Below are 13822 nucleotides of genomic sequence, written 5' to 3' on the forward strand. Positions count from 1 at the left end.
TAACCCCCTCTTAATATGGTTAAACCGATTGACCGTCTCTCCCTTTCTTGCCTACATCCAATTGATCCTTCAAGGTGTCCTGATCGATTTCTCCCGTGAAGTAAGCGCTTGCGCTTTGTAAATAACCATACCCCATTTTCACAGCATGAGCATATTGGCTGGTAGGCTCTGCCGCAAAAGCCGCTGTCAGCTCTTCCTGAGAAGGCTTTGCGCCTTGACGAAGCGCTTGGGATAGTTGAATAATAGCGTCCTCTTCATTATAAAAGTTCGTATCCTCGATAAATCGTTTGACTTTATCCGGGTCCGGGGTCAATACGGCTTCTGCATAACGATCCAGATGAATCGTTTGCTCCTGGTGCTTGGCATGCAGCTTATCAAACCAACTATCGATATGTTCAGTATCCTTGACAAACGTCTGCAGTTCAAGCAGCTGGCGCTGCCAATTAAAGCGAAACGTATCTGCTGCTGCATGGACATTAATGGCATCCGAAGCCTTCAGACTCTCCATGTTGATCTCGAAATGTGCCTTTTGATAAGGAAATGGCGTATTGTTATTGTTTTCATATAATCTATGGAAAATAAATGCATCATGATAGATGCTGCAGTCCGTAGGGAACTGTCTGGATTCGGGCTCGGCTTCACGAAATACGACCTTCATCTGACGGTCGGCAGCACGATGGCACAACCAGCCCAGCACAAAAGCCAGCTTGTAGCCTAAATTGTCCTCAACCTTCCTTGTATCCCAATTCGTCCGATATTTATCCAACAGCGCGACTGTAAATTTATCTCCAGACCGGGTTACACTGCCGAATTGTGAAAACTGGATATGGTCGCGTCCTGCTTCTTTGAAGGCTTTACAAATGTGTTCCGCTGCAAACATCATATTAAAGCAATCTTCTACAACCGCTGTATGGGTTACGTTCTCTGACATGTCTCATCCTCCATTATATTCGTATGTGGGTACAGGCTTATTTCTCTCTTGGCAGGTGGTGAACGTTCCATAAACCGATCATTGTCCATATGTCCTCCTTGCGAATCAGACCAGTATACATATCCTTTTCTTTGTTGGTCTGAGCATAGCATCGGAACTCCATAACTGGATACAATCAATACAAAGCCATTTGCTCTAATACCTGCAAACAGCACTGCAGCAAGCTTTTGCATACCGAAACAATCATCAGCAATTCTCTCGATAATCATAAGAAATCACGATGTGAAGCAAGGATTAGATAAGAAAAGCTTCTGATCGAAGCCTATTCGATGAAGATACATTCGTGTTTTAAATGTAGCTTTTCTTGCGAGATAAGAATCGTTCAGCTTTGCTGAAAACTTATACATTCCTATCTCTTAAAAAAACCTCCTATGCTAGTATTGGTTACCCACTCGGGTGTTGGCCAATGCCTATCATAGGAGGTGCAAGCGAAGTTCGTGTCAAGCACGGGCTTCTTGAAGGTTTCTTTTAAACGACAAGCGCTTTACGAAGCACTTTATCAACGACTTTAACATCCATACCAAGACCAGGAGCTGTAGGTGCTCGAAAAACACCATCTTTCACTTCCATGTGCGGCGTGAATAAATAATCAGTCACTTTGACTCCTGCTTTATCTTCCTGAAACTTCCCTATGTTCGGAATGTACGAAGCAAAATGCAGCATATAGATATACCCATACCCACCGCTAATGTGAGGCGTAACCGGTATTCCCTTTAAAGCTGCCATTCTGGCAACACGTGTATTTCTGATAAATCCCCCGTTATACTGTAAATCCGGCTGTACCACCTGTGCAGCATCATTATCAATAATCCAGCGGAACCGTCTTATGCTTGTTTCCTGTTCACCGAAAGCAAGAGGAATATGCAGCGCGTCTGCGACCTCCTTGGTATCTTCAAGATGCTCGAAAGGGCAAGGCTCTTCATAAAAGAAAGCACCAATTTCTTCCAGTATTTTCCCATATTCGATTGCGACTTGAGGATCATAGGAACCATTACCATCAGCATGTATGGTGAAATCGTCTCCGAACGTTTTACGTGTTAAATAAATCAGCGATTCGGAGCGTCCCTGAATAGAATCGGCATTCTTGCTCATCCGGCCGCCTACCTTGAATTTAACTGCTCTTGCTCCAGTTTCCGCGACCTTCTGCTGCAGCACTTCAATTTCCTCTTCAGGCGTTGTGCCCCTGTTACCGCTTGCTACATAAATAGGAATCTCATTGCGAATGACGCCTCCAAGCAAATCCCCGATAGGCTTGCCGATTATTCGGCCCATCATATCCAGCAGACTTGCTTCCACCCATGAAATGCAGCACCACAAAGCAAGCCCGGACAGCTTATAGTTGCTTTGATAAACATATACGCCATCCAGGAGCTTTTCCAAATCTCTGGCATCCTTGCCTATAAAGTAAGGGATGATCAGCTGCTTGAGCAAAGGGTACAGGTAAGCTGCACGTTCACTTGCCACAGCCACGCCTTCTGAGCCATCCTTCGACCTTGTGCGCAGGAAGTATAAGCCGTTATTAAACAACAGCTCCATGGACTCTATGATCAATGGAGAGGTGATACCTTCCACATTCAGTACGGTAGAATTCGCCGCTGCCTCCAATTCCGCAGTGCTGACATTACTTTGTGCCTGGGTAAGGGAGCTGTCCAAATGCAAATAAGATAAATCGTGATAAGTGTTTACCATGTCTGTTCCTCCTAAAATTTTTGTTAAGCATCTACAAATTTGGCATGTAAATAACCGGTAATAAAGGCTGCCTGCAGCTTCCTGACCTCATCTATATAATGCACGTGATCACAGAATGCTGCTTCGCCAAACTTGCGGCTGAAACCGTACAAATCAAGGCTGGTGATCCCGCGCTCCTGCATAATCGCATCCGCAGCAGCATTATAGTCCAGAACATCCGAATGAAAACGGTGGAAATTTCGGGATCTCGCATTGTGGATAGGATCAATGACATCGGTTGTCCGAATCCAGACGAAGGAATTCGACATCTTGCATGCCCTATCTACAATTTCGGAAATATTGTGGCGATATTGCTCAAGTGAAATCTGCTTGCTGCCGGTTACAAGATCAGTTTTGATGTCATGAAGTCCGCAGTTCAAGAGCAGAATGTCATACTTCGTACCCAAGGCTTCTAACGATTCCAAATACGCCAATACCATACTGCTATCTCCGCCGTTAGCGCCAAGCGGCTGATCCAGATCGATCATCGCTTGAGCGTCGCCTCGCTTGCGGTCATAACCCAAATCGCCCTCCAATTGCTCTTTTAAATAAGGACCGTATTGAATCGAAATGCTGTCCCCAATAACGAAAATGCTCCTCAATTCTGCAGCCTCCCCTATTGACAGTTCTACATAGCGACTTATTGCTTGAGCCTTTTACATATTTCGGATGTGACCTCTGTCGTTGTTGAAGTCCCGCCAATATCACGGGTTTTGATACCCGAGTCGGTTACATCCTCCACCACTTTCAACAGCTTATCCGCCACCTCGTGCTCCCCAAGGTGCTCCAGCATCAGCTTCGCTGTCCAAATCTGGCCAATCGGATTCGCCATATTTTGACCCTGAATATCGGGTGCTGAACCATGGACAGGCTCGAACATCGACGGATACTTGCCGTTGAGGTTAATATTCGCGGCAGGGGCAATCCCGATGCTTCCCATAATCGCGGCGCCAATGTCGGTCAGGATATCCCCGAACAAATTGCTGGCTACAACGACATCAAATACATGAGGCTTGGTTACAAAAAATGCCGCAAGCGCATCAATGTGAGTCGATGTTGTTTGCACATCCGGATAATCACGACTTACCTCTTTAAAAACACCATCCCAAAAAGGCATCGTATGTACGATTCCGTTCGATTTCGTGGCGCTGGTTACATGCCCTCTGCGCTTCTGTGCCAGCTCAAACGCATAGCGCATCGCTCTTTCTGTTCCTTTTCTGGAGAAAACAGCGCTTTGGATGGCCAGCTCATCCTCTCCTTTATGGATGCGCCCGCCGATTTCACTATATTCACCCTCACTGTTTTCTCTCACAACCAGAAGGTCAAACTCATTAGGTTTAAGCAGCGGAGACTCCAATCCGCGGAAGTATTTGGCCGGGCGTATATTAATGACCTGCTCAAACTCACGGCGAATTTTGATCAAAAGTCCCCACAGTGATATATGGTCAGGCACACGTGTCGGATCACCCACGGCTCCAAGGAAAATCGCCTCGAAGCCCTGTAATGTTTGCAAACCATCCTCCGGCATCATCTGACCATGCTCCATATAATAATCGCAGCTCCAAGGGAAGCTTGTATAAGTAAAAGTAATGCCTCCATGTACTTCAGCCAAAGTGTCAAGCACCTCCAGCGCTGCCGGCACAACCTCCTTACCTATACCATCACCTGGAATTACCGCAAGCTCGAATTTTTTCATCCTCTTCACAACTCCTCATGACAATTTTCACTGCTTGGCTTCCTCGCGGTCCTCTCTGCTGAGTGCGGTTCTCTGCTCATTTTATTGTAATACAGGAAGCGATAACATGATATAATCTTTGGCTGACATCTTTTAAAACCTTGCTCCACAAGGACTACAGCTAGCGATAATCATTAGCAAGCACTTCAATAATCATCATATTCCGTTCATTTTCAGTCCATCCATCACAAAAAAAACAGGATTCATCCCCGATATTTCCGAGATAATCCTGTCTCTGGTCCATCATTCATCGAATCAGCTTTTGACACCACCCGTTGAAATTCCCTGGATAATGCTCCTTTGCATGAAAAAATAAACGATCACGAGCGGTACAATAGACAACAAATAAGATGCAAATGCCAAGTTCCATTGTGAGCTATACATGCCGTAAAACATATATTGCGCGAGCGGAATCGTTTTGGTACTGGCGCTTTGCAGCGTAAGCAGCGGAAAAAGGAAGTCATTCCATACCCACAGTGTATTAAGAATAATTAGAGTGGAGGTTACATTCTTCACCATCGGAAAAACAATCCGCCAATACAGCGTGCTGGGCGAGCAGCCATCGATCACCGCTGACTCCATAATTTCGTGAGGCATGGCTCGAATAAAGCCCACATACAAAAATACGGCAAAAGGAACACCACGGCCAATATAGGCGAGAGATAATCCCATCAAAGAGTCAACCAGGTTCAAGTCCTTCATCAGTTTGATTAATGGGCTTAACGTCATATAAAAAGGAATTAATAATCCGCACACAAACACATAGTACAAATATTGATAGCCTTTGGCTTTGCGCTTGGCGATCGTAAATGAACACATACCGGATATTAAAGCAATACCAACCACACTGACCAGGGTAAGCACAAATGTATTTATAAAGGCAACTTCAAAATGCATCAATTCCCACACTTTTTTGAAATTATCGAATTGAAACACATGGGGCAAACCAAGCGGATTCATCATCGTTTCCTGAGGTGATTTCAAAGATTGCGTGAACATGATATAAAACGGAATCAAATAAATAGCGGCTAAAATGATCAGTACGGCTTCATAAATGATCTTCTTTATTTCATTCCGTTTAATAGATGACATCTTCTTCCCTCTTTCTCAGAAATTTGAGTTGAATCAACGTGATGATGATAATGATCAAAAAAAGTATGACTCCCATCGTCGTTCCATAACCCGCGCGGAAATACTCGAACGACTCACGATAAATCGTTAATGAGATGATCTCACTGGAGTTACCCGGTCCACCCTGCGTGAGCGAGAACAATAAGTCAAACTCCTTGAACCCTCTCTCCAGTGTTAAGACCATATTGACTGTAAATGCCGGTGCAATTAAAGGAAAGGTGATGTAGCGGAACTTCTTCCAGCCCGTTGCACCATCCAGCTCGGAGGCTTCGTAGATTTCCGTGGGAATGCCTTGCAGGGCCGCAATATAAATAACCATATTCCAGCCCGCCATTTTCCAGACGCTGACGAACACAGCTGCATACAAGGCCGTATTAGCGCTGCCCAATAAGTTATTGCCCATCACTTCGATATGAAGCAGCTGGCCCAACAGGGCGATAGGCTCTGTAAACAAGTAATTCCATAAATAACCTACCATCAGAGAGCTTAACAGCACAGGAATAAAAATGACCGTGCGCAGCATGTTTTTCGTTTTCAGCTTTTTATTCAGCGCCAGTGCCAGCACAAGTGAAACCACATTTTGTACAATCGTCAGCACAAATGCAAAAATAAACGAATTTTTAAGCGGTGTCAGCACATAAAAATCAGTAAAAAAAGTCACGTAGTTTTGGAAGCCGATAAAATGATATCCCGGATCTACGCCATTCCAATCTGTGAGGCTGTAATAAATACCGCCCAATACCGGATAAAATAAGAAAATCGAAAACAGAAAGAGCGCAGGTATGATCATATAAAAATATTGGAAGGCTTCCTTGGAAGGAAGCCATTTGCGGTTTGCTGAATCCATATTTCACCTCATTATTTTGACTTTTCTCGCATCTCCATAAATTCCTTTTTAAATTCAGGAGTTGCATTCAGCAGTCTTTGGTGCTCCATTTCCATCCGATCCAGCACCGTCTTCAAATCTACACCCGACATCCAATCCTGTGTTGCCTTCTTCATAATTTCTTTAATGCCTGGAATCCACTCACGTTCGGAAAATCCGACATAATTTCCTTTATCCAGAATGGGGATCACGTTATCCAGGCTCTTGTCAAAACTTGTCATCGTACCTTTTACAGACGAGATTGTGCTGACATTTTTGGCCAATAGATTACCTGATTCAACCGTGAACATTTCATTAAGAAACGCCAGTGCCGCCTCCGGGTACTTGGTTTTGCTTGAAATGGAGATCGCATTGTTATAATCGGAAATCGCAACGTTATCCTTCGCATCCTCTACCCATGGCGTTGGAGCCATTACGAAATTCAGATTAGGATTCAACGTGCGAATGGAAATAATATTATAGGACCCGCCAAAGTAGAAGGCCGCTTCCTCTTTGGCAAATCTCTTAAACGCTCCATCCGGGTCCAAGCCTAACAAATCCTTATTCGCATACTTGAGAAGCTTGCCATAATCGCGGAACAAATCCTGAAATTCCTGTCCATTCCACTTTCTGGTACCGTCCAGCGTTTCCTTATAGAAATCCGGGTTTTTGCCGCTGATAACTTGATGCAGGTAGCCGAAGTTGAATTGTGTCGCCCCGCTGCCATCCTTCGCAGGAATGACGATCGGCGCAGCCAGTCCATTTTTCTGCATCGTCTCACAAGCTGCCAGGAACTCGCTTAACGTTTTGGGAATCTCGGTGACACCATATTTTTTGGCAACATCCATACTCATGAAAATACCAAAGAAATCTTGCTGCGAAGGGAACGCGTATGTCTTGCCTTCATACACATTGAGCTTCTTTTTAATCGGCTTAATCTTATCCTCAAAGCCCTTATTCGATAAATCCATCAAATGCCCGCCCTTGGCATACAGCTGGATTTGTGTGCCCCATTGATAAGTCATAATATCCGGCGGGTCGCCCGCAGCCAATTTGGAAGCCATTGCGGCATTAAATGCGGCAACACCGGGGATCGCCGTTATCTCTACCGTATACCCAGGATTGTTTTTCTCAAAGTTTTTAACATATACATTCATCGTATCCACATTTTCTGCCTGCAGCGTAGCCAGCTTTAATGTTTTGATCGGTACTGCCGCCTGCGGCTTACTCTCACCAGGACCCGCTGTTCCGGCACCTCCTGAGCAGCCTGTCATGATGGCGAGAATGATGATGACGATTACACAAATAAGTTTTTTCATATCCTAAGCCTCCCTTGTATTTGTAACTCCACCTTTAGCTTATAACGTTTAGGAAAAGATAAACAGGTAAGCGCTTTTATATGATTGCTATTCAATTGTTGGATTATCAACGAAGGCTGCCCGTCGTGGAGTAAAAATATAAAATATTTAGGTGAATTGGATAAAGCGCTTTCTAATTGTCTGAAGCCACGTATCGAATCGACCAAAAATAGTCTCCTTTTCATTGAATAGGATCTCATAGTCGTGGATGACCTAAAGAATCGGTACTTTTTTTCCTAAAAGCGCTTATCTGTGTGTCCGTCCAAAATCATTATATAATGAGTGCGGAAATACCAATATAAGAAAAAATCTGGGAGGTACGTACATGACATTGCAACCGCTTTCGAATCCGCAACAACAGCAGAAGAGCACCGAACACAGCCATGAAATTCATTTTGGCTCTGTTTATTTTCGCAAGACCAATCCCCCGCGTAAAGACTGGGAACGCGATTATGCAGTTGCCGCAGAAGACGGACATACGATGTTCCGCCATTGGTTCCCTTGGGCTGCCATCGAGATTGCACCTGGTGTGTACGACTGGGAGGAATTCGACACCCATCTGGATTTGGCCGCCAAATATAATATCGATACCATTATTGCCGAGCACTTGTTAATATTTCCCGAATGGCTGCGCACCAAGTATCCACATACCATCTCGGAAACACGTCAGGGCTTCCCAAGGCAGAGCATGATGAGCGTCAGCTGCGCAGTCGGCGGTCAATACGGCGTGTCTCTCAATCATCCCGAAATTGAAGCGGAAGCGGAAAAGTTTCTGCGTGCGCTGGCTCGGCGCTACCGTAATCATCCGGGCTTGTACGGTTATAACATCTGGAATGAGAGCAGCTTTCACCACGCTGATAATCTCAGCTATGACCCTGGCACGCAGCAGCGCTTCAGGGAATGGCTGCAGCACAAGTACGGCAATATCGAGACGCTGGCCAAGTCCTGGTTTCGTTACAGTCTAACGAGCTGGAAGGATGTGGAGCTGCCGCGTAAAATCGAATCGTATCCCGATGTATATGACGCGATAGACTTTATGGGGGATAACGCCAACTACTGGATGAAATGGAGAGCAAGAATTCTTAGGGAAGAAGATCCGAATCACCTGATCGTAGCCCACGGCAATGGAAAAAGCTTCTCCGACATTGTTACCTGCTGCGGTGATGATTGGCGCGCTGCCGATGTCGTCGATACGTTCGGCTACACGTATTGGTATGCGAATGACTGCAACCTGTTTCTGGCCGGCGACATCATTCGTTCAGCATCAAAGGGCAAGCAGTTTTGGCGGGCGGAGGCTGTTGGCGACTCGGACTGGAAAGGTCGTACGGCCAACGACGCTCCGCAGTATAAGAAGGATGAAATGTCGGAACCGGAAAATATTAGACTCGATTGCCTGATTTCGTTTGCAACGGGCGCCCGTGCTTATCTCAATCCGCGCTTTCGGCCGCTGCTGGATGGGCCGCTTGTCGGCGCGTATGGCTGGTATGGTATGGACGGCAGCCGCACGGCTCGTTCAGAAATGGCCTCATCGTTAGCCAAGTGGGCGCTCGATCCGAACACTGCACCGCTCTGGAAAGCCAAGCCGGTGAAGGGCGAGCTCGCCATCCTGCTGATCGAGGATTCGCAGGCGTTCTGCTATGCCACTTATGGCAGCACCGACCAGTATGCACTTAGCTTGCAGGGCGCCTATGAAGCTTTCCTGCAATCGAATATTCAATGCGATGTTATCAAGATCGATCAGATCGACGATTATTCCATGCTGTATGTGCCCTATCCGATTGCGATAAGCGATGCGGTCATGGCTAAGCTGCAGACATGGGTCGAACAAGGAGGCTGCCTCGTTAGCGAAGCCTGCTTCGGTTATTTCACCAACCTGGGTCATGCCAAGGAGAGTCAGCCTAATCGCGGCTTTAGCGAAGTATTCGGCTGCGAGCAGCAATCCATATCGCTCGGTCCTGACCGCTGGAACGATTTGAGCTTAAAAGTTGAGGATGGTACCCTTGGAGGCGCGATTTATCGCCAATCTTATACAGCACAGGCCGGAACTGCCACAGCCTGGTTCGATAATGGCGACGCTGCCGTCATCGATCACCGCTATGGTCATGGCCGCACAAGGCTTGTTGGCTCGGTACCAGGCTACGCATACAAGCAAAGACCTACAGAAGCAAGCAGACAATGGTTTGCCTCCTTGCTTCCATTTGCCGATAAAAAACCACTTGTTCGTGTGGATCAACCTGATATGGTTGCCAGACTTTGCCAAGGTGAGGATGGCTATTACCTATGGGTGATCAATCTGCAGGAGCAGCAGCGCAGTGTAACGGTAACCTTTGACAACGATCGTGTCCAATATGAACAAGCCACAGCCTTTTATGGCAACTCCGTAGATAGCAGTATTGAACAAGTCATTACTGCAACCGTTGGTGGTCGTGATGCCACTATTATCAAGCTGAGCTAGACAACGATCCACCAAAAAATCCCGTCGGCAATCGCTCTGCTTCATGCGATTGCCGACGGGATTTTCTTTGGTTAGCCATGCTCATTGTCTCTCACAAAATCCTTTGGTGTGAAGCCCTCCGTCTTTTTAAATACGGCGCTAAAGTAATGCGGGTTCTTAAAGCCGATCATCGGCGCGATGTCCTTTACTTTATATTGCTGTGACAACAGCAGCTTCTTAGCATGGTTCATTCTGACCTGGAGTAAATAGTCCTGAAAGTTAATATTCAAAACCTCTTTAAACATTAAACTCAAATAACTTGGATTGTAATGCTGCAGGACTGCCAAATCCTCAAGCTTGATATCCTCAGCATAATGATCATCTATATACTCTTTTACTTTTAAAATGGATTGATTCATTGAATAGCCGCTTCGCCCGCGAGTAATATTAATAATTTTCATGTACAGCTCCATAATCACATCCAGCATTTCCCGTGACGAAGAAAAGCCGTATACATCCCTGGCATAGTGGTTAATATCATCCTCCAGCTCAAGATCAAAATCCTCCGTTGCGATCAGCAGCAAATGATTATACAGGTTCTGTATACAACGCAAGGAAATTTTCAAGGCCCCGATTTCTGTATGGATATCGTTTAAGATGCTGGTAATGCTTTTCATGTTCTGAGTTTCAATGTGATGCTTCAGGAAGCTTTTGATCTGGGTAGGCAGCTTGTAAACATTTCTGAATTCCAGCGTGTCGGCGTAGCGAATAACCTGATTGTCATCCAGCAATACTCTGTGCTTCATACAAAAAATGGCTGCAAAAATGCAGGTGTGAATACTTTGATGAAAGCCGCTTATGCCAAACGTGTATTGATAAATTCCTTTATGGAGCAGGTCCTCCTGAATTCTCTCGATGAAATTGGTAATATACTGCTCGTACTCATTCACTTGCTGCGGCGTTGGCATACAGATCAGGATCATAAATTCGTTGGGCTTGCGGCTGTAGCAAACCAGATTGTGATTAAGCTGCAGAAACAACGATTGGTTCAGGAGGTGGTCAACTATATATTTTTCTTCCAAATGGATTTGTGGATCCATATAAAGTGCTATCGACTGGAAAGAAGCCCTTTCATTATAATTACTGAAAATCGCCTGCGGATTGGAGCCTTCATTTTGCAATATTTTCTCAATTTTGTTTTTAACCTCTGTCGAGCTTCCGACAAGCTCTAATTGTTCAATTTTGTCGCGTACCTGCTTTTCCTGCTCAATTGCCTCCATACATTTGGTAAAGGCTTGATACAAGGCATATTTGTCGATAGGCTTCAGCAGGTAATCGGTAACCTTCAGCTTGAGCGCCTTGGTTGCATATTGGAATTCGGTATAGCCGCTAATCACAATTGTTTTGATATGAGGAAATCGTTGGTGCACAATACGTATAAGCTCCAGACCATCCATGTCCTCCATCCGAATATCACATACGACAATATCAGGAACCATCTCGGTAATTATTTTTAGACCCTGCTCCGCATTGGCCGCTTCACCGATTTTCGTAAAAGGAAATCCGCTTTTCTTGACCTTGCTAAGTATGCCTTCTCTTATCCATTCCTCGTCATCGATAATCACTATGGTATACACAGACATCCGCTCCATTCCTATTCGTCCATGATGATAGGTAAGATCAGTTCTACTGTAGTTCCCGCATTGATCGTACTGCTGTAATGCAATCCATAACCAGATCCATAATAATTGACCAGCCGTTTATGCACATTCAGTATGCCGACAAACTCATTAGATTTTACATCCTGCTGCGAGGTGCTGATTTCATGCAGCTTGGAATCGATGTACGACAGTCTCTGCTGACTAATTCCACGACCGTTGTCCTTCACATTTAAAATCAGACGATGATCCTGAACATAGCCGCCAACCGAGATCACACCCTTGTAATTAATGTTTTTAAAACCATGCAAGACACAATTTTCAACGATCGGCTGCAGGATGAATTTGAGTACCTTGTAATGCCTGAGCTGCTCGCTCACCTGTATTTCACAGATGATCTTGTCGCGAAAGCGAATTCGTTCAATCGTAAAATAGGTAACTATTTGTTCCAGCTCTTCATATAAATGAACAGTATTGCCGCCATGAATGTTATACCGGAACAGCTTGCCCAATGATTGCGCGATGGTCTGGATTTCCGGCACTTCCTTGACCTCGCCAATAGCTTCCATCGTCTGTAAGGTGTTATACAGAAAATGCGGAGTAATTTGAAATTGCAGTGCTTCCATTTTGGCTGATCTGGCCAGCAGCTTTTCGTCGGATATGTTGTTAATCAGCTTCTTAATTTCCGCGATCATCGTATTGAAGCCGCTGTACAGCTGCTTTAGCTCAAAATCGAGTCCTTTTTCATCCAGTACAATATCAAAATTGCTTCTGCGAACAAGCCTCATTGATTTAACGAAGTGGCGGATTGGCTTTAACAAATATCTGGAAAGAATAATCGCCAAAATAAAGGAACCGACGATGACCAGACTTGAGATCGACAACAAATAATTTCTGACCGTTTGAACGTTCATTAAATCACTCGATGAGTAGGAGGAGGGCAAGTACATGACGATTGTCCAGTCCGACAGCTCTGAGGTTGCTGCAATCCGTCTCATCTTTGCTTTATCGATATTTTCATTGCCTATACTTACAGCATGCAGGAGGGAGGCCTCTTTATCGACGATTTCGATTTGTTCATTTCCGGAAAAAGAATTGGTCGTATAAATGATATTATTCAATACCCTTACATCCGAAGTCACCGTTATATAGCCGATCACTTCATTGCTTTCCATTTTTCTCAAGCTGCGAATAACCCCGAATAATCGGGAAGGTTGGTTATGATCTACAGCATTGGGTGGGATGATGTAGCTGCCCTCGGTATTGATGGCTTGCTGGTTACTTTTCATCCAGTCCGTATATTTGAGATTGATCCCAAAATCATAATTATAATAAAGTCCGGTATAAATTTTTTCCACATCTTTACCATACAAATTAATACTCAGGCTATCTCTAATCGAGACAAAACTGAGTACCAGATTCGTGATATATTCCATGTCCCTCTGCTTTTGCTCCCAAGGGTAGCTATCTGACTGCCCCTCCAGCAAAATTCTCTGCACCTCGGGATTGCCGATCACAATCTTCGACACCCGATCCATGTCCTCCAAATAGCGGTCCATACTGTTGCTAATATTTTTGGTCACGTTGCGGTCATGCATTTCGTTTTGTGTATTGATATACTTGGTTGCCTGCAGGTAGAACATCACGCTTGTGATTGAAGTCGAAAAAATAATGACAATAAGAAAGGTCAATATGATTTTCAAAGAAAGCGTTTTCTTGAATTGCGGCATTTCTACACCAATAAATTTTCGCAATCGCATCAGCACCACCTATATGTCCTGCTACCCCCTATTATACCGGGATGCCATTTGATTTGACAATGAAATTACAAAGGCAGGGTCTCCAACAACTTAAAATGATCCTTCTGCCCTATCACATATCCCCCACCTGCTTGAATATATTTAGTAACAGGCACTGTTTTC

At 44.9% G+C, this 13822-nt stretch carries 11 protein-coding genes; 1 reads left to right on the forward strand and 10 read right to left on the reverse strand.

Translation table 11 applies throughout. The features are described 5' to 3' along the window. Positions 1-19 precede the first annotated feature (19 nt). From NST47_RS30490 to NST47_RS30525, 8 genes are all read right to left on the reverse strand, one after another. Positions 20-931, reverse strand: a complete 912-nt coding sequence (locus NST47_RS30490; protein WP_341158488.1) for a hypothetical protein — start codon at positions 929-931, stop codon at positions 20-22. After that, positions 916-1164, reverse strand: a complete 249-nt coding sequence (locus NST47_RS30495) for a hypothetical protein (RefSeq protein WP_341158489.1) — start codon at positions 1162-1164, stop codon at positions 916-918. The genes NST47_RS30490 and NST47_RS30495 overlap by 16 nt, the downstream gene beginning before the upstream one ends. A 295-nt stretch (positions 1165-1459) precedes the next feature. After that, positions 1460-2680 (reverse strand): mandelate racemase/muconate lactonizing enzyme family protein, encoded by a 1221-nt coding sequence (locus NST47_RS30500; protein ID WP_341158490.1) that lies wholly within the window; start codon positions 2678-2680, stop codon positions 1460-1462. A gap of 23 nt (positions 2681-2703) precedes the next feature. Then, entirely contained in the window at positions 2704-3321 is a 618-nt protein-coding gene (locus NST47_RS30505) for an SGNH/GDSL hydrolase family protein (protein WP_341158491.1), read from the reverse strand. A gap of 38 nt (positions 3322-3359) precedes the next feature. Continuing rightward, entirely contained in the window at positions 3360-4415 is a 1056-nt protein-coding gene (locus tag NST47_RS30510; RefSeq protein ID WP_341158492.1) for a tartrate dehydrogenase, read from the reverse strand. A gap of 294 nt (positions 4416-4709) precedes the next feature. After that, a complete protein-coding gene (locus NST47_RS30515; RefSeq protein WP_341158493.1) occupies positions 4710-5546 on the reverse strand; it encodes a carbohydrate ABC transporter permease in 837 nt (278 codons plus the stop codon). Continuing rightward, on the reverse strand, positions 5533-6432 hold the full coding sequence (locus NST47_RS30520; RefSeq protein WP_341158494.1) for a carbohydrate ABC transporter permease: 900 nt from the start codon (positions 6430-6432) through the stop codon (positions 5533-5535). Before NST47_RS30520 ends, NST47_RS30515 begins: the two co-directional genes overlap by 14 nt. A gap of 11 nt (positions 6433-6443) precedes the next feature. Continuing rightward, positions 6444-7769: an ABC transporter substrate-binding protein gene (locus NST47_RS30525; protein WP_341158495.1), complete on the reverse strand. Its 1326-nt coding sequence runs from the start codon at positions 7767-7769 to the stop codon at positions 6444-6446. A 364-nt stretch (positions 7770-8133) separates the two neighbouring features. Here NST47_RS30525 and NST47_RS30530 point away from each other — a divergent pair, with 364 nt between their 5' ends. Then, on the forward strand, positions 8134-10263 hold the full coding sequence (locus NST47_RS30530) for a beta-galactosidase (RefSeq protein ID WP_341158496.1): 2130 nt from the start codon (positions 8134-8136) through the stop codon (positions 10261-10263). 71 nt (positions 10264-10334) lie between these two features. On the opposite strand, the gene NST47_RS30535 is transcribed toward NST47_RS30530, so the two are convergent. Together NST47_RS30535 and NST47_RS30540 are read right to left on the reverse strand one after the other, a co-directional pair. Further along, the gene (locus NST47_RS30535) at positions 10335-11894 is read right to left on the reverse strand and encodes a response regulator transcription factor (protein WP_341158497.1); all 1560 of its coding nucleotides are present in this window, start codon (positions 11892-11894) and stop codon (positions 10335-10337) included. Between the two features lie 2 nt (positions 11895-11896). Then, positions 11897-13660 carry a sensor histidine kinase gene (locus NST47_RS30540; protein WP_341158498.1) on the reverse strand — a complete coding sequence of 588 codons (1764 nt, stop codon included), beginning with the start codon at positions 13658-13660 and terminating at the stop codon, positions 11897-11899. Between the last annotated feature and the right edge of the window lie 162 nt (positions 13661-13822).

This window comes from Paenibacillus sp. FSL H8-0034 (genome assembly GCF_038000305.1).
GTDB lineage: Bacteria > Bacillota > Bacilli > Paenibacillales > NBRC-103111 > Paenibacillus_S.

Coding starts and splice junctions, on each gene's coding strand:
- NST47_RS30490 (WP_341158488.1), bottom strand. CDS start 931: ATGTCAGAGAACGTAACCCATACAGCGGTTGTAGAAGATTGCTTTAAT.
- NST47_RS30495 (WP_341158489.1), bottom strand. CDS start 1,164: ATGCAAAAGCTTGCTGCAGTGCTGTTTGCAGGTATTAGAGCAAATGGC.
- NST47_RS30500 (WP_341158490.1), bottom strand. CDS start 2,680: ATGGTAAACACTTATCACGATTTATCTTATTTGCATTTGGACAGCTCC.
- NST47_RS30510 (WP_341158492.1), bottom strand. CDS start 4,415: ATGAAAAAATTCGAGCTTGCGGTAATTCCAGGTGATGGTATAGGTAAG.
- NST47_RS30515 (WP_341158493.1), bottom strand. CDS start 5,546: ATGTCATCTATTAAACGGAATGAAATAAAGAAGATCATTTATGAAGCC.
- NST47_RS30520 (WP_341158494.1), bottom strand. CDS start 6,432: ATGGATTCAGCAAACCGCAAATGGCTTCCTTCCAAGGAAGCCTTCCAA.
- NST47_RS30525 (WP_341158495.1), bottom strand. CDS start 7,769: ATGAAAAAACTTATTTGTGTAATCGTCATCATCATTCTCGCCATCATG.
- NST47_RS30530 (WP_341158496.1), top strand. CDS start 8,134: ATGACATTGCAACCGCTTTCGAATCCGCAACAACAGCAGAAGAGCACC.
- NST47_RS30535 (WP_341158497.1), bottom strand. CDS start 11,894: ATGGAGCGGATGTCTGTGTATACCATAGTGATTATCGATGACGAGGAA.
- NST47_RS30540 (WP_341158498.1), bottom strand. CDS start 13,660: ATGCGATTGCGAAAATTTATTGGTGTAGAAATGCCGCAATTCAAGAAA.